This window comes from Phenylobacterium sp. (genome assembly GCF_036264965.1).
Lineage (GTDB): Bacteria > Pseudomonadota > Alphaproteobacteria > Caulobacterales > Caulobacteraceae > Phenylobacterium.
Genome location: NZ_DATAPY010000031.1, coordinates 1 through 17,076, shown reverse-complemented (window position 1 = coordinate 17,076; position 17,076 = coordinate 1). Strand labels below are relative to the sequence as shown.

Genomic DNA, 17,076 nt, shown 5'->3' with positions numbered 1-17,076 from the left:
AAGGACCCGCCGCCTGATGTCGCGTGATCAGGTAATGTGCTTGGGGCTGATCGGATCGCTGCCCGGAAAAGTCTCTTCGAGCGCCTCGTCGAGCAGGGCCTCCTGCCGGTCCTCGGCGTTCTTTTCTCGCGCGGCCATGTGGTCGTGCTTTTCGTCGTCCTTCGTCGCTTCGACCTCCCGATGGTGCGGAACGTCGATATGCCGATCCTCGTGAACGGGCGCCGCTTCTACGGCCATGTCGGCGTTGGCGCCGCCGGAGCCGTGGGTGAAGGCGCGCTTATCTTCAGTCTGCTTGCCGGTCATCGTCGTCTCCTTAGGCTTGTTGCCTGGGAGACTAGAACCCTCAAGGCTAGGCTTGGTTGCCCCGCACTTGGGGGTTCCGCGCCTACAAGAACGTCCAGTGGCCGTGGTCGCGCAGGCGCAGGTTGTTCTGTACGTGGCGCACGCCGTCGATATCGGCGATGTCCTCGATCCGGCGCTTGTCGGCCTTGTGCCGCACCGTGCCGTTCAGCGTGACCTCGGCGTCCTCGACGATCACCTCCAGGTCCCGGAGATCGAGGCCGCGATGGTCCTCCAGCCGCTCGACGATCACCGCCCAGAGGACGCGGTCGGAGGGGCCGCGGCGGGCACGCGGGGCGCGGGCTTCGGCCCGTGGCGCACGCGGACCGGGCGAGAAGAACTCGCCGGCCTTGTCCATCCAGGACCGCGGCTGACGCAACGTCCGATCGTCGCCGCCCTCCATGCGTCGTCCATAGTCGCGGTCGACCTCGGAGTGGCGCCGATAGCCTTCGCCGCGCTCGGCGTCATAGGCGTAATCCGTCGAATAGTCGGCCTGGCCATAGTCGTTATAGGCGGGCCGCAGCGCCTCCTCGACGCGGTAGCCGGAGCGGGCCGCCGGGTCGTAGCCGTAGTCGCGGGAGTAGTCGGCCTGGCCGAAATCGCCGCGCTCGCCGCCACGCAGGGCCGCCCGCCGGCGTTCCTCCTCGCGGTCCTGCCAGTCTTCGCGCGCCATAGCCAAGTCTCCTCTGCATCGCAGGCCCCTGCGGAAGAACCGGCGCCGTGGACTTCGGTTCCCATATGAGGCCCAAGGAGGGCGCGCCGCGCCGCCTGACTCGTCCGCCTGACTTGTCCGGCCGACTCAACGGAGACTGACCTTCGCCGTGACAGCCCCAGACCCGACCCGCTCCCCCACGCCAGAGCCCGTCGAGGCCGATCTCGCCGAGGCCCCGCCTGCGCCAAGGCGCCCCTTGAACCGGGCGACGCACATCGCGCTTCGGGTCGTGCCCGTGGTCATGCTCGCCGCAGCGGCCTGGGTGCTGTGGCGCGAGTTCCACAAGCTGAGTTTGGAAGCTGTCAGCCACGCTATCGCCGGCTGGGGTGTCGTGGCCGTCGGCCTGGCCCTGGTGCTGTCGGCGGCGAGCTTCGTACTGATGGCGGTGATCGAGTGGGTAGGCCTACGCTGGACCGGCGCGCGGGTGCCGCTGCGGACCGTGGCGTTGGGCTCGTTCCTGGCCAACGCCATCGCCCACGCCGTCGGCGCGAATCTGCTGACCTCCAGCGCCATCCGGGCGCGGACCTACGACCGCCACGGCGTCAGCCTGACCCAGGTGGCCGGGGCGACGGTGTTCGCCGCCGCCTCCTTTGGCGTGGGACTGGCGGCTCTGTCCGGCGCGGGCTTGCTGCTCGCCACCAGAGCGGAGCTCGACGCGACCGCGATCACCCCGCTGGTCGCGCGCTGGCTGGGCGGCGTGCTGGTGACCGGAGCGCTGGCCTATGTAGCGCTGTGCGCGCTTCGCCGGCGGCCCTTTACAGCCTTCGGGCGCAGCGTCACCCTGCCCGACGTCTGGGACGCGCTGGCGCAGCTGGTGCTGGGCGTGGTCGACAACGGCATCGCCGCCGCCATCCTCTGGATCCTGCTGCCGGACGGCGGCGTCGGCTACGCGACCTTTGTCGGAGCCTATGCGGTCGCGTGCATCGCCGGCCTGGCCTCATCGGTGCCGGGCGGCGCGGGCGTGTTCGAAAGCGCCATGGCGGCGCTGTTGCCCGGGGTCGACGCCGCGGTGCTGGCGGCGGCCTTCCTGGGCTATCGGCTGGCTTTCTACATCCTGCCGCTGATCATCGCCGCCGCGGCCCTGGCCATCGACGCCATCCGCCACCGTCGCCACTAGCGGTCACAAAGGACATGCGTTGATGCTCGAACTGCGCAACGTCAACGAGACCGACTTGTCCCCGCTCTACGCGATCTCGCTGGCGACCGGCCACGCGGGCGGCGACGCCTCTCACCTATATCAGCAAGGACGCCTGATCGGCGAAATCTACTCAGCGCCCTACGCCATCCTGGCGCCCGAGTTTACAATCGTGGCCGAAGATTCAGCCGGCGTGGCAGGCTACATCGTGGGCGCGCCCGACACGGTCGCCTGGGAAGCACAACTCGAACGGGATTGGTGGCCCCGATTGCGAAAGCTCTACCCTGACCCCGGCCAGGCGCCTTTGTCCTCCTGGAACGCCGACCAGCGCCGGTGTCACATGATCCATCGGCCCCTTAGTACGCCGCGCGAGTTGGCGGACGCCTATCCCGGTCACCTGCATATGAACCTCCTGCCGCGTCTCCAGGGACAGGGCGTCGGGCCGCGTATGCTATCGGCTTGGCTGGCGCGCGCGGCGGCGCTCGACGTGCGATCTGTCCATATCGGCGTCAACCGGAACAACCCTCGCGGCGCATCCTTCTGGGCCAAGCAGGGATTCAACGATCTGCCGCTTCCCGGCGCGCCTGCCCGCACTCGCTGGATGGGAGTGCGGATCGCCTAGGCTTGCGAACCTGCTAGTCAGCCTCGGCGGGCTGGATGGTGACGCTCTCGCCACAGCCGCAGGCGTCGGTCTCGTTGGGATTGCGGAAGGTGAACTTGGCCGAGAGTTTGGTCACGTCGTAGTCGATCACGGTGCCGATCAGGAACAAGACCGCCTTGGGCTCGACCAGGATGGTGACGCCCTTGTCCTCGACCACCTCGTCCAGCGGACCGGCCGCGTCGGCGTATTCCAGGACGTATTCCTGGCCCGCACAGCCGCCGTTCTTCACGCCGACCCGCAGGCCCGCGTAGGGCTTTTCCGCCTTGCCCATGATCTCGCGCACGCGCTCGGCGGCGGCGTCGGTCAGGGAGACCACCTTGGGGCGTTCGCGACGGGCGCGCGGTTGGGGTGTGACGTTGAGGTCCATCAGAACATGTTCAGTTGCAGCTTGGCCTCGTCGCTCATCCGCGACGGGTCCCACGGCGGATCGAACACCAGCTCGACCTTGCAGGATTTCACTTCCGGGATCACCCGGATCGCGTCCTCGACCCAGCCCGGCATCTCGCCGGCCACCGGACAGCCGGGCGCGGTCAGCGTCATGTCGATGACCACGTCCTTTTCGTCGGACACGTCGACCTTGTAGATCAGGCCGAGCTCATAGATGTCGACCGGGATTTCGGGGTCGTAGACAGTCTTCAACTGCTCGATCAGCTTGTCCGTCAGGGCGTCAAGCTCCCCTTGCGACAGCGGGGTCTCCGAAGCCTTTTGGGCCTGGGTCTCAACGGGGGCTGCATCGTCCATCGGGGTCATCTTACGCGAAGAAAGTCCTGTTTAAGCAAAGAAGGCTTGGGTCTTTGTGAGCGCATCCACGAAGGCGTCCGCCTCCTCGTGGGTGTTATATAGGGCGAAGGAGGCGCGCGCGCTCGATGTGACGCCAAAACGGCGCATCAGCGGCTCGGCGCAGTGGGTCCCGGCGCGCACCGCCACTCCGTACTTGTCCAGAATCTGAGCGATGTCGTGGGCGTGGGCGCCGTCGACGGTGAAGGAGAGGATCGCGCCCTTGCCCGGCGCTTCGCCCAGCACGCGCAGCCAGTTGGCGCCGTTCAGCCGCTCGCGGACGTGGTCGTAGAGGGCGCGCTCGTGGGCGGCGATGGCGGTGCGGTCGAGGCCTGACAGCCAGTCGATGGCCGCGCCCAGGCCGATGGCTTCCAGGATCGGCGGCGTGCCGGCCTCGAAGCGGTGCGGCGGATCGGCATATCTAATTTCCTCAAGCGACACATTGGCGATCATCTCGCCGCCGCCTTGATAGGGCCGCAACGCCGCCAGCCGTTCGGCCTTGCCGTAGAGGGCGCCGATGCCGGTGGGGCCATAGAGCTTGTGGGCCGAGAAGACGTAGAAATCGCAGTCCAGCGCCTTCACATCCACCGGCTGGTGGACCACGGCCTGGCAGCCGTCGATCAGGACCAGGGCGCCGGCCTCGTGCGCCAGGCGGGTCAGTTCGGCGACGGGGTTCACGGTGCCCAGGACATTGGACATGTGGGTCAGGCCCACGACCTTCGTCCGCTCAGTGAGCAGGTTCTTGAACGCATCGACGTCCAGTCGCCCGTCGTCGGTGACCGGCGTGAACTTCAGCACCACGCCCTGGCGCTCACGCAGGAAATGCCAGGGGACGATGTTGGCGTGGTGCTCCATCTCGGAAAGCAGGATCTCGTCGCCGGCCTTCAGCGTCGCGCCGAGGCCTGAGGCCACCAGGTTGATGGCCTCGGTGGCGCCCTTGGTGAAGACGATCTCGGCCGGATCGGCGTTGATGAAACGCGCCACCGACTTGCGCGCGGCCTCGTAGGCCTCGGTGGTCTCGTTGGCCAGGGTGTGCAGGCCGCGGTGCACATTGGCGTAGCTGTGCTCCATGGCCTGGACCATGGCGTCGATCACCACGCGCGGCTTCTGGGCGGAGGCGGCCGAGTCCAGATAGACCAGCGGGTGGCCGTTGATCCGGCGTCCCAGGATCGGGAACTCGGTGCGGATGGCGTGGGCGTCAAAGGCCATGCTCAATCCCATAGCCGTTCGGCCGCCCAGGCGCGGACCACGTCGCGCGCGCCTTCGTGCTCGATGCGGTCGATCACCTGGCCGATGAACGCCTCGGTCAGCAGGGCGCGGGCCTGCGCCTCCGGCATTCCCCGCTGGCGCGCGTAGAACAGGGCGTCCTCGTCCAGGGCGCCCACCGTATTGCCGTGGGCGCAGGCCACATCGTCGGCGTAGATCTCCAGCTCAGGCTTGGCGTCCACCTCGGCGCGGTCGGAGAGGATCAGCGCGTGGTGGCCCATCCGGGCGTCGGTCTTGTCGGCGCCTTCCTCCACCACGATGCGGCCTTGGAAGACGCCGCGCGCCTGGTCGCGGACGACGCCCTTGGCCAGCTGAGCGGTGACGCCGTCAGGCCCGGCGTGGGTGACGATCGTCGTCTGGTCGGAATGGCGCTTGTCGGCCAGCAGATAGACGCCGTCGAGGCGCAGTTCGGCATGGCCGCCAGGATGCTGGACGCGGGTTTCCAGCCGCTGGCGTCGCGCGCCGGAGGTCACGACCGTCTGGGCGAAGCTGGCGCGGGGCGCGTGGACCACCTCAGCCTGGCTGACCGAGACCGCCTCGGCGTTGTCCTGCGCCAGGACGATTCGTTCGATGCGCGCGCCGGGATGCAGGGTGATGGTCAGCGCCGCCTGGGAGATGGACGCGTCGTCGCTTTCATAGCTCTCCAGCAGCACCAGCCGCGCGTCCGGGCCGACGATGACGTTGAGGCGCGCCACGTGGACGCCCGCGCCGCGCGACACGAAGCGGGCGGCGACCACAGCGTGCTTGCCGCGGGCGATCTCGATCGGGTCCGCGCCGCGGCCGTTGACGATCACCCGGCGCTCGGCAGCGAGAGCGTCGAAGGGCCCTCGGCCGACGTCGGCCGAAAACGGCTCCGACGGCGGCGGCAGCTTGCGGATCAGGCCGCGCAGGTCCGTCCAGCGCCAGGCCTCGTCGCGCTTGCCCGGCAGTTCGGCGACGTCGCGGTCGCGTATGGCGGTCGTCAGGCTCACGCGGCCTTCTCGTACTGCTCGTAGCCGTTCTTCTCGAGTTCGTGCGCCAGCTCCGGCCCGCCCGTCGCCACGATCCGGCCGCCGGCCAGCACATGGACCCGGTCGGGTTTGATGTAGTCCAGCAGGCGTTGGTAGTGGGTGATCACCAGCATGGCGCGGTCGGGAGAGCGCAGGGCGTTCACGCCGTCCGACACGATGCGCAGCGCATCGATGTCCAGGCCGCTGTCGGTCTCGTCGAGGATGAGGAAGCGCGGCGAAAGCATCGCCATTTGAAGGATTTCCATCCGCTTCTTCTCACCGCCAGAGAAGCCAACGTTGAGCGCGCGCTTCAGCATGTCGAAGTCGATCTTCAGATCGGCCGACTTGGCCCGCGCCAGCTTCAGGAACTCCGGCGCGGTGATCTCGGCCTCGCCGCGGGCGCGGCGCTGGGCGTTCAGCGCGGTGCGGATGAAGGTCAGGGCCGGGACGCCGGGGATCTCCAGCGGGTACTGGAACGACAGGAAAACGCCGCGCGCGGCCCGTTCGTCGGGCGCGAGCGCCAGAAGGTCCTCGCCGTCGAGGGTCGCGGAACCCTCCGTCACCTCATAGCCGTCGCGGCCGGTGAGCACGTAGGAGAGCGTCGACTTGCCCGCTCCGTTCGGCCCCATGATGGCGTGCACCTCGCCGGCCGGCACGTCGAGCGTCAGCCCTCTCAGGATCTCCTTGCCGTCGACCGAGGCATGAAGGTTCGAAACGCTCAACATCACTGGATCTCATCGGCAAGGAATTGGGCGACCACGCGCAGGGCGTCAGCGACGCTGTCGACCTCCTCGCGCTTCAGGGGCGCCGGCGTGGCGGAGACGGCGACGTTGCGCTTGTCGCCAACGCTGACGCTGCCGTGACCCGCCTCGAAATAGGCGCGGATGCGGAAATCGGGGCTTTCCAGCAGCACCGTATAGCGCCGCCAGTCGGCGGTGAGCTGGTGCGCGGCCAGGAAGGCCGGGTCGCCGATCAGGGCGTCATAGAGCTGCTCCGCCCGGCCGAGGTCTTCCTCCTGCTGGCGGCGGTCGGCCTCTTCGCGGGCGTAGCGCTCGGCCTCGCGACGCGCCTGCTCCACCTCGAAGGCATGCCGCAGCGACAGCGTCGTGGGCGCGTTCTTGCGGGTGGGCGCGCTCATCCGACGCTGCCTTCCAGCGAAATCGCCACCAGCTTCTGGGCTTCGACGGCGAACTCCATGGGGAGTTCCTGCAGCACGTCCTTGACGAAGCCGTTGACCAGCAGCTGCACCGCCTCTTCCTGGCTCAAGCCGCGCTGCATCACATAGAACAGCTGGTCTTCGGACAGGCGCGTCGTGGTGGCCTCGTGCTCGAACTTCGCGTGGCCGTTGCGGGCCTCGATGTAGGGCACCGTGTGGGCCGCGCAGTGCTTGCCGATCAGCAGGGAGTCGCACTGGGTGAAGTTGCGCGCGCCCTTGGCCTTGGGGTGGGCCGAGACCAGGCCGCGGTAGGTGTTGGAGCTCTTCCCCGCACTGATGCCCTTGGAAATGATCCGCGAGCGGGTGTTGGCGCCCAGGTGGATCATCTTGGTGCCGGTGTCAGCCTGCTGGCGGCCGTTGGTGATGGCGATGGAATAGAACTCGCCGCTGCTGCCATCCCCACGCAAAACGCAGGACGGATACTTCCAGGTGATCGCCGAGCCGGTCTCGACCTGCGTCCAGGAGACCTTGGAGCGGTCGCCGCGGCAGTCGGCGCGCTTGGTGACGAAGTTGTAGATGCCGCCCTTGCCGGTGTCCGGATCGCCCGGATACCAGTTCTGGACGGTGGAATATTTGATCTCCGCGTCGTCCAGCACGACCAGTTCCACGACCGCGGCGTGCAGCTGATTCTCGTCGCGCATCGGGGCCGTGCAGCCCTCCAGATACGAGACGTACGCGCCCGCATCGGCGATGATTAAGGTGCGTTCGAACTGGCCGGAATTCTCGGCGTTGATCCGGAAATAGGTCGAGAGTTCCATCGGGCAGCGCACGCCCGGCGGCACGTAAACGAAGCTGCCGTCGGAGAAGACCGCCGCGTTCAGGCAGGCGAAGTAGTTGTCGCTGACCGGCACGACCGAGCCGAGATACCTCCTCACCAGCTCCGGATGTTCGCGGATCGCCTCGCTCATCGAGCAGAAGATCACGCCCACCTGCGCCAGTTCCTTCTTGAAGGTGGTCACCACCGAAACGCTGTCGAACACCGCATCCACGGCATAGCGCGGGGCCCCGGCGACGCCGGCCAGCACCTCCTGCTCGCGCAACGGGATGCCGAGCTTCTTGTAGGTCTCCAGGATGTCCGGATCGACCTCGTCGAGGCTGTTCAGCACCGCCTTCGGCTTGGGCGCGGCGTAGTAGAAGCTGTCCTGGTAGTCGATGCGCGGGAAGCTGACCTTGGCCCAGTCGGGCTCTTCCATGGCCTGCCAGCGCTCGAAGGCGTCCAAGCGCCAGGCCAGCATCCACTCCGGCTCGTTCTTCTTGGCCGAGATGAAGCGGACGATGTCGGCGTTCAGGCCCTTGGGCGCGAAGTCCTGCTCGATGTCGGTGACGAAGCCGTGCTTGTACTTTTCCAGGCTCTCGACGTGTTCGACGGTCTGTTTGACGGCGGCCAAGGTCAGGCTCCCACGGTCGCGGATTGGCGGTGGCGCGCCGAGTGACGCTCGTGCGCGGCGACCCAGGCCTCGACGAAACGATCCCAGTCGGCTTCGATGGTGCTCCAGCCGCCGCTGACGCGGATGGCGCAGCCGGAAAGCTCGCCCTGGCCCATGGCTTCCAGCACCGGCGAGGCTTTCACCTTGCCGGAGGAGCAGGCCGAGCCGGCGCTGACCATGACGCCGGCCAGGTCGAGGCCCATGACCTGCACATCCGACGGGAAGCCCGGCGTGGCGACGCACAGGGTGTTGGCCAGCCGCGGCGCAGCCTCGCCCATCACCACCGCGCCGGCGGCCTTGAGGCGTTCGGCGGCGGCGTCACGCCAGGCGGCGCGGCGGTTGAACTCTTCCACGCCCTTCAGCGCCTCGACGGCGGCAGCGCCAAACGCGGTGATGCCAGGCACATTCTCGGTGCCGCCCCGGCGGCCGCGTTCCTGCCCGCCGCCGTGCTGGCGGCGCGAGAGCGTGGCGCGGGGCCCGAAGGTCAAGGCGCCCACGCCCTGCGGTCCGCCGATCTTGTGGGCGGAGATGCTGAGGGTGTCGGCGCCCAGCGGCCGGCTGTCGACGCCGATCTTGCCCACCGCCTGGATGGCGTCGACGTGCAGCCAGCCGTCGGCGGCGCGGACGATCTCGGAGGCCTCGAACACCGGCTGGATGACGCCGGTCTCGTTGTTGGCCAGCATCAGGGCCACGAACGGCTTGCCGTCGGCGTCGTCCCAGTTGGCGAGGCGAGCCGCCAGCCAGACGAGGTCAGCGCGGCCGTTGGCGTCTACCGGCAGGACCTCAACGGCCACGCCCTGCACGCGGGCGGTCTCCTGCACGCTATCGTGTTCGATGGCCGAGACGATCAGGCGGCGGGACCCCGCCGCGACCGCGCTTTCGATGGCCAGCGCATTGGCCTCGGTTCCGCCGGAGGTGAAGATCACGGTCGAAGCCGGGGCGGCGATCAGCGCCGCGACCTGCTCGCGGGCGGTTTCCAGAAGGGCGCGAGCGGTGCGCCCGGCAGCGTGGATCGAGGACGGATTGCCGCCGATCTCCAGGGCGCGCGCCATAGCTTCGCGGGCCTCGGGGCGCACCACGGCGGTGGCGTTATGGTCCAGATAGATGCTCATGCCGCCGCCCGCTTGTGGCGCAGCCGCCCGGTGATCACGTCGGCCAGGCTGACCGAGGCCAGGTAGTCCTCGATCCGGTGGCCCAGGTCGTCCCACAGGTCATGGGTCAGACAGCGTTCCCCCTTCAGCATGCAGCCCTTGCCCTGCTCCGCGCACCGGGTCGCCCGCAGGGGCTCGTCCACGGCCAGCACGATGTCGGCGATGGAGGTCTCTTCCGCCGTGCGCGTCAGGCGATAGCCGCCGCCGGGCCCGCGGGCGCTTTGCACCAGCCCCCTGCGTCGCAGCCGCGCGAAGAGCTGCTCGAGGTAAGAGAGCGAGATTTCCTGGCGTGCGGCGATGTCGGCCAGCGCCACGGCGCGGCACGGCTCGTCCTGGCGTCGCGCCAGGTCAGCCATGGCCATGACGGCGTAGCGGCCTTTGGTGGAGAGACGCATCTTAAGTCCGTCCAGTGCAGTTTTCTCGCGTTCCGCAGCGACCCTATGTTATAGGCCGCCGCCTTGCGCAGGACCGGTCCTCGCGGTCGCGATGCGACTTAGGAAGACCCAGCGCAGTAGTCAAGTATTCCAAAGGCCCGAATGTGCGGGCGATCTCACGAGGGTTCTGATGCCGGAAGTGGTTCTGACTGGCGCCGCGGGGCGGATCGAAGGCCGCTATTCGCAGGGCAAGACGGAGACCGCGCCGGTGGCGCTGATCCTCCACCCCCACCCGAAGGCTGGCGGCCAGATGAACAATCCGGTCACGGTGCAGCTCTACCACCTGTTCATGAAGCGCGGCTTCTCGGTGCTGCGGTTCAACTTCCGCGGCGTGGGCCGCAGCCAGGGCGAGTTCGATTCGGGCATCGGCGAGCTGGCTGACGCGGCCACCGCCCTCGACTGGTTGCAGACCACCAACCCGGCGGCCTCCCAGTGCTGGGTCGCGGGCTACAGCTTCGGCGCCTGGGTCGGCATGCAGCTCCTGATGCGCCGGCCGGAGACGGATGGCTTCATCTCGGTCTCGCCGCCGACCAACGCCTATGACTTCTCGTTCCTGGCCCCCTGCCCGGCCTCGGGCCTGATCCTGCATGGCGGCTCGGACAGCGTGGTGCCGCCGATCGAGGTCGAGCGCGTGGTTTCCAAACTCCGCACCCAGAAGGGCATCGTCATCGACTATGACGTGGTCGAAGGCGCCAGCCACTTCTGGATGGAGAACTTGCCGGACGTCGAAAGCCGCGTCGGGACCTATCTCGACAAGCGCATTGCGGCCGACCCGATCTAGGGTCGAACGGTGACGGCCCCGCGGGACGCCATCGCGGCGCGGCGGCGGCTGATCAACAAGCGGATCGCCACCCGCGACGCCCAAGGTCTTCGCCCCTTCTTTGCGCCCGACGCGCAATTGATCCCGGGCGGCGGCGGGCTGATCCTGGGCGTCGACGCCATCGTTGAGGCGTTTGCCGCACAGTTCCGCGAACCCGGCTTCGTCGCCTACGTGCGGGCGCCCGACAGCATCGAAGTCGACGCGGCCGAGGAGCGGGCCGCCGAGACCGGCCGTTGGACCGGCAATGGCATGTCGGGGACCTATCTGGCCGCCTGGCGCAAGGTGACCGGCCAATGGATGATCGAGAGCGAGCTGTTCGTGACGCTCGCCTGAGCGCCCTACTCTACCCGCGTCCAGGTCTCCGCCCGGCAGAAGAACAGCACACAGCCCGCGACCTTCAACGCGTCGGGGCCGCCGCTCTGCATCTTGGCCTTGTAGGTCCTGCCGCTCTGCGGCTCGTAGATGCGGCCGCCGGTCCAACCGCCTTCGCCGTCACGACGGAACCCCGAGATGATCTGGAGGCCCACGATCGGGCGCGTCCGCAGCGCTGGATCCGGGTTCTTCAGGTCGGTGAGCGTGCGGGCGTCCTCGCCGTTCGGCCCCTTGCCGGATAGCACCACGCCGCAGGCCTGGGCCGGATCGGCCGCGCAGGGGGCGATCCTGACCTTGCCATCCTTTGACTGGGTCAGCCAGACGCCGAACACCGGGTCGGCTGCAGGCCCCGCCGCGCGGGCCTGGTGAGCAACCACCAGCACTGCCGCAAGCAACCCCGCGATCCAGACAACGATCCTATTCATAGCGCAACGCTCCCACGGGCCGGGCGCGGGCGACGCGCAGGGCGTGGAAGAACACCGTCGCCCAGGCGATGACAATCCCGGTGCCGGCCGCGGCCACGAAGGTCCAAGGCGCCAGATCGACGTGATAGGCGAAGCCCTTCAGCCAGTAGTCCATGGCGAGCCAAGCCAGCGGCAGGGCAAGCAGGTTCGCCCACAGCACCGGCTTGGCGAACTGCCACAGCAACAGCCGCAGAATTTCGGATGACGATGCGCCCATGGCCTTGCGGATGCCGATCTCCCTCGTCCTTCGCTCGGCGGTGTAGGCCGACAGCGCGAACAGGCCAAGGCAGGCGATCGACACCGCGATCAGCGCGCAGACGGCGATGAACCCGCCCTGGATCACGTTGTCGATGTAGAGGCGTAGCAGGAACTGGTCGGCGAAATACTGCTGCAGGGGCATGCCCGCGCTGATCTTCGTCCACAGGCGGTCGATGGCCTTGACAGTCTCCGCGCGATGGACGGGATCGATCTTGATGCTCAGAGCGACGGAGTTCAGCGCGTCGTTCCTCGGCCCCACATAGTAGAAGGTCGCATCGATCTTCTGACGGACGGAGCGGAAGGTGAAGTCCGGGACCACGCCGATGACCTCGGAGGCCCGCGGCGGCGGGGTCGGCTGGGCCATGTCGGTGAACGATGACGTGGGGTTGAAGTGCCAGATCACTTGTTGCCCGATGGCCGCCTGTGGCGAGGGGAAGCCGAGCGCGCGCACGGCGGCTTCATTCAACAGGATGGTCGGCGCGGTGTCCTTGAGCCGCGCCCCGTCATCGCCGGGGCGATCAGGGTTGGGCAGCCGACCGGCGATCGGCGGAATCCCATAGATTTGGAAGAAGCCGAAATCGACCGGAGCATACATGAGCATCGTCTTGCGCGGACCTCTGAAGGTCATGTCCGAGCTCATGCTCAGGCCCACCGCGGCCGGGGAACCGCAGGCGGCACCCCGAACGCCTGGCACGGCCAGAACCTCGTTGCGCAGGGTCTCGGTGCAGGGCGACGCAAACAGCATCATCACACCGTCCTTGTTGGTGTGGGTCGCGTCTTTCAGGCCGAAGTTGGTTTGGCGATAGATCGTGACGGCGGCCAGCAGGAGCGCGATCAGGACCGCGAACTGGGCCACGACCAGGATCTCGCGCACGCCGCCGCCTCCAGACGCCGCCACCGGTCCTCCTTTCAGCACCGACGACGGCCGGAACGACGACAGTACCAGCGCCGGATAGAAACCGGCCAGCAGGCCGGTCGCGACGGTGACACCCAGCATGACCAGGAGCAGCGACGGGTCCGTGAGGTAGCTGAAACTCATCTTCCGCTGGAGGGCGGCGTTCACCGCCGGGAGCAACAGCTCCGCGAGCGCCACCGCCAGCACCAGCGCAACCGCCACATAGATCAAAGCCTCGCCCATGAACTGGACGATCAGGTCTTTGCGCTGCGCGCCCAACGCCTTCCGGACCCCGACCTCCGTCGCCCGGCGTGAGGCGCGCGCAGTCATCAGGGTCACGAAGTTGATGGCCGCGACCACGACGATCAGGACGCCGATCACCCCGATACCGGCCAGCACTTTGACGTCGGCGCCTGGCTTAGGATCGCCGCCGCCGTCGCTCGGCTGCAGGTGGATCGAGGTCAGGGGCTTTAGCCGCATGGCGTATCGTACGCCGTGCCAATCGGGATCGATCTTCCGGATCTGGGGCACGACCCGCCTGTCCAGGAAGCTGTGCAGCTGAGCGTCGATCGCCGCGGCTGAGGCACCCGACTTCAGGCGAACGTAGGTCTGGTTCGAATTGCTGGTGTAGCCGGCCTTGTCGAGCATCGCGAGCATCGAGAAGGTCGCCTTCGAGGACCCAAAGACCTCGCCGGCGAGATGGGTGTTGGAGGGCAGGTCTTCGATGACAGCGGTGACCCGCATGGCGTGGCCATCGACTAGCAGTTGGCCGCCGATGGGCGCATCGCGGCCGAAATACCTCCTGGCGGCCGCCCGGGTGAGCACGACGTCGTCGCCGGCTTCCAGGCCGTGGGCCGCATCGCCTGCCACGACCGGCACGGGCAGAATCTTGAAGAAATCCGGATCCGCCCAGACGAACTGCAGCTCACTGACGCTGACATCCCCGCGCCGTACGGTCGGCGGGAAGCCTGCAGCGGTGCGCGCGGTGTATTCGATTTGCGGGAACTCCAGCTTCAGGTCGTCGGCCAGGTGGGCCGAACTGACATCCATGTCGACCTGCGGCTTGTCCGGCGCGGTGATGAGCTGATTGACCAGGAACACCCGTTCGTGCCCGGGGATGAACTGGTCGTAGGTCAGCTCGTGGCGCAGGTAGAGGCCGATCAGGATCGCCGAGGCGAAACCGATGGCGAGGCCCGTGACCGTCAGGGCCGCATAGACGCCGTTGCGCTGCAGGTTGCGGATCGAGGCCGCCAGGTAATTGCCGAACATCGGATCGCCTCCCTCTAGGCCGCGAGGAGGGTTTCGGAGACCACGCGGCCGTCCAGCAGCTTGATAGTGCGCTGGGCGGCGGCGGCGTGGGCCAGGGAGTGGGTGACCATCACGACGGTGACCCCGCTCTCGGCGGCGGCGGTCAGCATGGCCATCACGGCCTCGCCGTTGACGGTGTCGAGGTTGCCGGTCGGTTCGTCGGCCAGGATCAGGCTCGGGTTGGAGACCAAGGCGCGAGCGACGGCCACCCGCTGCTGCTGGCCACCGGAGAGCTGCTGCGGCCGGTGCTTGGCGCGGTGGCCCATGCCGACCGCGTCGAGGGCCTCGGCCACGCGGCGGCGGCGCTCGCCGGACGGGACCTTGCGGTAGAGCAGCGCCACCTCGACGTTCTCGGCCACGCTCAGGTCGTCGATCAGATTGAAGCTCTGGAAGACGAAACCGATGCGTTCGCAGCGCAGCGCCGTGAGTTCGCGTTCGGAGCGCCGGGCCACCTCCTGGCCGAAGAACTCGAAGGAGCCGCTGGTCGGCGTGTCGAGCAGACCCAGGGTGTTGAGCAGGGTGGATTTTCCGCAGCCGGACGGGCCCATGACGGCGACGAATTCACCGCCCCGGACCTCCATGGAAATCTCGTTCAGAGCGAGGGTTTCGACCTCGGCGGTGCGGTAGATCTTGCTGACGTTCGTGAGCCTGAGCATCCCTGCCCTCCCCTGTTTCTCGCGCTACTTCTTCGACAGGACGACGCGATCGATCTTTTCGAAGGCCGCGTAGTCCGAGGTGATCACCCGGTCGCCGGCCTTCAGGCCGCCCAGCACCTCGACCTGCTCGGCGCTGCGCCGGCCGATCTTGATGCGTTTCCGGTCCGCATGGGTCCCGCTCGCGTGGGCCACCATGACCCAGTCGCCGCCGGTCCGCTCCAGGAAGGGCCCGGCCGGCAAGATGAGGGCCGGCTGATCGCCGCCAAGCGTCAACCGGCCCTCAAGAGCCTGGCCAGGGAGGAGGCCACGCGGCATGGCGCCTTCGAAGGCGATATCCACCTGGAAGGTCGCGTTCTTCACCTGGGGGTCAACGCGGGTCACCTTCACAGGGACCTCGCGCCCTTCGACCGTTACGACGCCGGTCTGGCCGGCGTGGACGCGCTCCAGGTAATATTCATCGATCTGGGCCTGCAGCTTGAAGCCGGTGTCGGCGACGATCTGGCCCAGGCGTTGGCCGCGGTTGCGGATCTCGCCAACCTTGATGTCCATGTCGGTGAGCCGGCCGGCGACCGGCGCGCGGACCACCAGGCTGTCCAGCTTGGCGCGGGTGACCCGCAGGCTCTCCTGCAAGGTAGCCAGTTCGCTCTGGATCTGCGGAATCTGACGGCGACGCAGCGCATCCTGCTGGGCGTTGGACGCCGTCTGCAGCGGCAGGAGCTTGCGGTCGTGGTCCAGCTCGTCGTGGACCTGTTCATAGAGATCCTTGGTGACGTAGCCCTTGGTGACCAGGGCGTCGCGGCGCTCTGCCGTGCGCTGCAGGCGCGTGATGTCGTACTCGATCTGTGCGGCGGCCTTTTCGTTGGCGACGCGGGCGTCCTCCAGCTGCTTCTCGTAGGTCTGCAACTGAGTGATGGACTCCACCAAGCGGCCTTCGCGATCCAGGACATCCAACTCCAGCTCAGTATTGCGAAAGCGCAGGACCGGCTGGCCGACCGCCAGCATGTCGCCGGCCTGGGCCATCACCTCCTGCACCTGGCCGCCCTCGAGCGCGTCGAGGTAGATCACGTCCTTCGGCTGGGCCGTGGCGCGCAGCACCGTGAAGTCATGGAAGACGCCTGGGGTCACCGTCCCCAAAGTCACGTTCGCGGCCGGCACGCGGACGGACGCCCGGACATCGGTCAGCGCCGCAACGCCCGCGGCGCCCAGGGTCAGCACCACGGCCGCGGCGCCGGCGGCCATCTGCACGCGGCGACGCCACAGCGGCTGAACGATCGGTCTGTCCATCACGGCACTCATGACCCAAGTGTCGCCCGGACTGGCCGAACGGTGAAATTCCATAGGTTCAATGGTTTAGCCGAATCTGGCGGCGGCGGCGGGCGCCGCGGTGTCCGGAAACGGACAGCCTTCGCACGCGCCATGCCCCTGTCGGTCTGTAAGCCCTTGACCCGGCTGGCTTTGCCGTGAGGCGGGCGGACCCGTAGAGTCTCCCCATGCTGAGCGCCCTGCTGATCGTCGACGACGACGCCGATGTCCTGAAAGCCGCCGCCGCGGCCTTGGCGCGGACGGCCGAGCAGGTGGACACCGCGAGCGGGCCAGAGGGCCTGACCGAGCAGGCGCGCCGCTATGACGCCGTGCTGCTCGACATGAACTTCGCCGTCGGCGCCCGTGACGGCGCCGAAGGGCTCGACCTGCTGGACCGCCTGCTGGCGGCCGACCCGGCGCTCTCTGTGGTGCTGATGACCACCTACGGCGGCGTGTCGCTGGCGGTTCAGGCTCTGAAGCGGGGCGCCACGGACTTCGTGCTGAAACCCTGGCGCAACGAGGCGCTTGCCGAAGCGATGCGGACGGCCATGGCGCTTACCGTCGAGCGGCGCGCGAGCGGACGGGCTCTCAACCTGGACGATTTGGAAAAGCGGGCAATCGAACGCGCGCTGCAGCTCTACGAGGGCAACGTCAGCCACGCCGCTGCCGCCCTGGGACTCACACGGCCGGCCCTCTACCGGCGGATGGAGCGGCATGGCCTCTAGTACTACAGTTGCGGCTCAAGTGATTTTCTGATTCCCTTCGACAGGTTATGGAGGGAGCCATATCTGTCGCCTCGTGGTCAGGATCCTTATTGGCTTGGGAGCAGGAGCTCACGGTGCTTAAAGCGCGGGTTGGGCGAGTGCTTCGCCGTCGAGAGCTGCGCGAGACGGG

Annotated in this window: 19 protein-coding genes and 1 pseudogene; 5 read left to right on the top strand and 15 right to left on the bottom strand. The window is 67.9% G+C overall.

Features of this window, described 5'->3' with window-relative positions:
* Window positions 1-27: 27 nt before the first annotated feature.
* Window positions 28-303 carry a hypothetical protein gene (locus tag VHS75_RS04215; RefSeq protein ID WP_329637357.1) on the bottom strand — a complete coding sequence of 92 codons (276 nt, stop codon included), beginning with the start codon at window positions 301-303 and terminating at the stop codon, window positions 28-30.
* Window positions 304-385: 82 nt separating this feature from the next.
* Complete coding sequence (locus VHS75_RS04210; protein WP_329637356.1) at window positions 386-1,012, bottom strand: BON domain-containing protein; 627 nt, start codon at window positions 1,010-1,012, stop codon at window positions 386-388.
* Between the two features lie 235 nt (window positions 1,013-1,247).
* Here VHS75_RS04210 and VHS75_RS04205 point away from each other — a divergent pair, with 235 nt between their 5' ends.
* Window positions 1,248-2,168, top strand: coding sequence for a lysylphosphatidylglycerol synthase domain-containing protein (locus VHS75_RS04205; protein WP_329637355.1), 921 nt, complete (start codon window positions 1,248-1,250; stop codon window positions 2,166-2,168).
* 22 nt (window positions 2,169-2,190) lie between these two features.
* A complete protein-coding gene (locus VHS75_RS04200) occupies window positions 2,191-2,808 on the top strand; it encodes a hypothetical protein (RefSeq protein ID WP_329637354.1) in 618 nt (205 codons plus the stop codon).
* A gap of 13 nt (window positions 2,809-2,821) precedes the next feature.
* Here VHS75_RS04200 and VHS75_RS04195 read toward each other — a convergent pair whose 3' ends face one another.
* The 9 genes from VHS75_RS04195 to VHS75_RS04155 are packed head-to-tail and all read right to left on the bottom strand — an operon-like array spanning window position 2,822 to window position 10,068.
* Window positions 2,822-3,214 carry an iron-sulfur cluster assembly accessory protein gene (locus VHS75_RS04195; RefSeq protein WP_329637353.1) on the bottom strand — a complete coding sequence of 131 codons (393 nt, stop codon included), beginning with the start codon at window positions 3,212-3,214 and terminating at the stop codon, window positions 2,822-2,824.
* Window positions 3,214-3,588, bottom strand: a complete 375-nt coding sequence (locus tag VHS75_RS04190; protein ID WP_329637352.1) for an SUF system Fe-S cluster assembly protein — start codon at window positions 3,586-3,588, stop codon at window positions 3,214-3,216. The genes VHS75_RS04195 and VHS75_RS04190 overlap by 1 nt, the downstream gene beginning before the upstream one ends.
* Before the next feature lie 30 nt (window positions 3,589-3,618).
* Complete coding sequence (locus tag VHS75_RS04185; protein ID WP_329637351.1) at window positions 3,619-4,845, bottom strand: cysteine desulfurase; 1,227 nt, start codon at window positions 4,843-4,845, stop codon at window positions 3,619-3,621.
* Entirely contained in the window at window positions 4,836-5,861 is a 1,026-nt protein-coding gene (gene sufD, locus VHS75_RS04180) for a Fe-S cluster assembly protein SufD (RefSeq protein WP_329637350.1), read from the bottom strand. Before sufD ends, VHS75_RS04185 begins: the two co-directional genes overlap by 10 nt.
* Window positions 5,858-6,604, bottom strand: coding sequence for a Fe-S cluster assembly ATPase SufC (sufC, locus tag VHS75_RS04175; RefSeq protein ID WP_329637349.1), 747 nt, complete (start codon window positions 6,602-6,604; stop codon window positions 5,858-5,860). Before sufC ends, sufD begins: the two co-directional genes overlap by 4 nt.
* Window positions 6,604-7,017, bottom strand: coding sequence for a hypothetical protein (locus VHS75_RS04170; protein ID WP_329637348.1), 414 nt, complete (start codon window positions 7,015-7,017; stop codon window positions 6,604-6,606). The genes sufC and VHS75_RS04170 overlap by 1 nt, the downstream gene beginning before the upstream one ends.
* Complete coding sequence (gene sufB / locus VHS75_RS04165) at window positions 7,014-8,483, bottom strand: Fe-S cluster assembly protein SufB (RefSeq protein ID WP_329637347.1); 1,470 nt, start codon at window positions 8,481-8,483, stop codon at window positions 7,014-7,016. The genes VHS75_RS04170 and sufB overlap by 4 nt, the downstream gene beginning before the upstream one ends.
* A gap of 2 nt (window positions 8,484-8,485) precedes the next feature.
* On the bottom strand, window positions 8,486-9,634 hold the full coding sequence (locus VHS75_RS04160; protein ID WP_329637346.1) for a cysteine desulfurase family protein: 1,149 nt from the start codon (window positions 9,632-9,634) through the stop codon (window positions 8,486-8,488).
* A complete protein-coding gene (locus VHS75_RS04155; RefSeq protein ID WP_329637345.1) occupies window positions 9,631-10,068 on the bottom strand; it encodes an Rrf2 family transcriptional regulator in 438 nt (145 codons plus the stop codon). The genes VHS75_RS04160 and VHS75_RS04155 overlap by 4 nt, the downstream gene beginning before the upstream one ends.
* 169 nt (window positions 10,069-10,237) lie before the next feature.
* Here VHS75_RS04155 and VHS75_RS04150 point away from each other — a divergent pair, with 169 nt between their 5' ends.
* Complete coding sequence (locus tag VHS75_RS04150) at window positions 10,238-10,888, top strand: alpha/beta hydrolase (protein WP_329637344.1); 651 nt, start codon at window positions 10,238-10,240, stop codon at window positions 10,886-10,888.
* Between the two features lie 9 nt (window positions 10,889-10,897).
* Complete coding sequence (locus VHS75_RS04145; protein ID WP_329637343.1) at window positions 10,898-11,260, top strand: DUF4440 domain-containing protein; 363 nt, start codon at window positions 10,898-10,900, stop codon at window positions 11,258-11,260.
* Window positions 11,261-11,265: 5 nt separating this feature from the next.
* On the opposite strand, the gene VHS75_RS04140 is transcribed toward VHS75_RS04145, so the two are convergent.
* From VHS75_RS04140 to VHS75_RS23035, 4 genes and pseudogenes are all read right to left on the bottom strand, one after another.
* Window positions 11,266-11,724 (bottom strand): DUF2147 domain-containing protein, encoded by a 459-nt coding sequence (locus VHS75_RS04140; protein WP_329637342.1) that lies wholly within the window; start codon window positions 11,722-11,724, stop codon window positions 11,266-11,268.
* On the bottom strand, window positions 11,717-14,185 hold the full coding sequence (locus VHS75_RS04135) for an FtsX-like permease family protein (protein ID WP_329637341.1): 2,469 nt from the start codon (window positions 14,183-14,185) through the stop codon (window positions 11,717-11,719). Before VHS75_RS04135 ends, VHS75_RS04140 begins: the two co-directional genes overlap by 8 nt.
* Window positions 14,186-14,199: 14 nt before the next feature.
* A complete protein-coding gene (locus VHS75_RS04130) occupies window positions 14,200-14,880 on the bottom strand; it encodes an ABC transporter ATP-binding protein (protein ID WP_329637340.1) in 681 nt (226 codons plus the stop codon).
* A gap of 303 nt (window positions 14,881-15,183) precedes the next feature.
* Window positions 15,184-15,882, bottom strand: a pseudogene (locus VHS75_RS23035) (HlyD family secretion protein); the annotation flags it as partial.
* 488 nt (window positions 15,883-16,370) lie between these two features.
* On the opposite strand from VHS75_RS23035, the gene VHS75_RS04120 reads away from it, so the two are divergent.
* The gene (locus VHS75_RS04120; RefSeq protein WP_329637338.1) at window positions 16,371-16,907 is read left to right on the top strand and encodes a response regulator; all 537 of its coding nucleotides are present in this window, start codon (window positions 16,371-16,373) and stop codon (window positions 16,905-16,907) included.
* The last annotated feature ends 169 nt before the right edge of the window (window positions 16,908-17,076 follow it).

Bases quoted from the DNA above. Each gene is read 5' to 3' on its own strand.
- VHS75_RS04215 (WP_329637357.1), bottom strand. From the start codon at position 303: ATGACCGGCAAGCAGACTGAAGATAAGCGCGCCTTCACCCACGGCTCC.
- VHS75_RS04210 (WP_329637356.1), bottom strand. From the start codon at position 1,012: ATGGCGCGCGAAGACTGGCAGGACCGCGAGGAGGAACGCCGGCGGGCG.
- VHS75_RS04200 (WP_329637354.1), top strand. From the start codon at position 2,191: ATGCTCGAACTGCGCAACGTCAACGAGACCGACTTGTCCCCGCTCTAC.
- VHS75_RS04195 (WP_329637353.1), bottom strand. From the start codon at position 3,214: ATGGACCTCAACGTCACACCCCAACCGCGCGCCCGTCGCGAACGCCCC.
- VHS75_RS04190 (WP_329637352.1), bottom strand. From the start codon at position 3,588: ATGGACGATGCAGCCCCCGTTGAGACCCAGGCCCAAAAGGCTTCGGAG.
- VHS75_RS04185 (WP_329637351.1), bottom strand. From the start codon at position 4,845: ATGGGATTGAGCATGGCCTTTGACGCCCACGCCATCCGCACCGAGTTC.
- sufC (WP_329637349.1), bottom strand. From the start codon at position 6,604: ATGTTGAGCGTTTCGAACCTTCATGCCTCGGTCGACGGCAAGGAGATC.
- VHS75_RS04170 (WP_329637348.1), bottom strand. From the start codon at position 7,017: ATGAGCGCGCCCACCCGCAAGAACGCGCCCACGACGCTGTCGCTGCGG.
- VHS75_RS04160 (WP_329637346.1), bottom strand. From the start codon at position 9,634: ATGAGCATCTATCTGGACCATAACGCCACCGCCGTGGTGCGCCCCGAG.
- VHS75_RS04155 (WP_329637345.1), bottom strand. From the start codon at position 10,068: ATGCGTCTCTCCACCAAAGGCCGCTACGCCGTCATGGCCATGGCTGAC.
- VHS75_RS04150 (WP_329637344.1), top strand. From the start codon at position 10,238: ATGCCGGAAGTGGTTCTGACTGGCGCCGCGGGGCGGATCGAAGGCCGC.
- VHS75_RS04140 (WP_329637342.1), bottom strand. From the start codon at position 11,724: ATGAATAGGATCGTTGTCTGGATCGCGGGGTTGCTTGCGGCAGTGCTG.
- VHS75_RS04135 (WP_329637341.1), bottom strand. From the start codon at position 14,185: ATGTTCGGCAATTACCTGGCGGCCTCGATCCGCAACCTGCAGCGCAAC.
- VHS75_RS04130 (WP_329637340.1), bottom strand. From the start codon at position 14,880: ATGCTCAGGCTCACGAACGTCAGCAAGATCTACCGCACCGCCGAGGTC.
- VHS75_RS04120 (WP_329637338.1), top strand. From the start codon at position 16,371: ATGCTGAGCGCCCTGCTGATCGTCGACGACGACGCCGATGTCCTGAAA.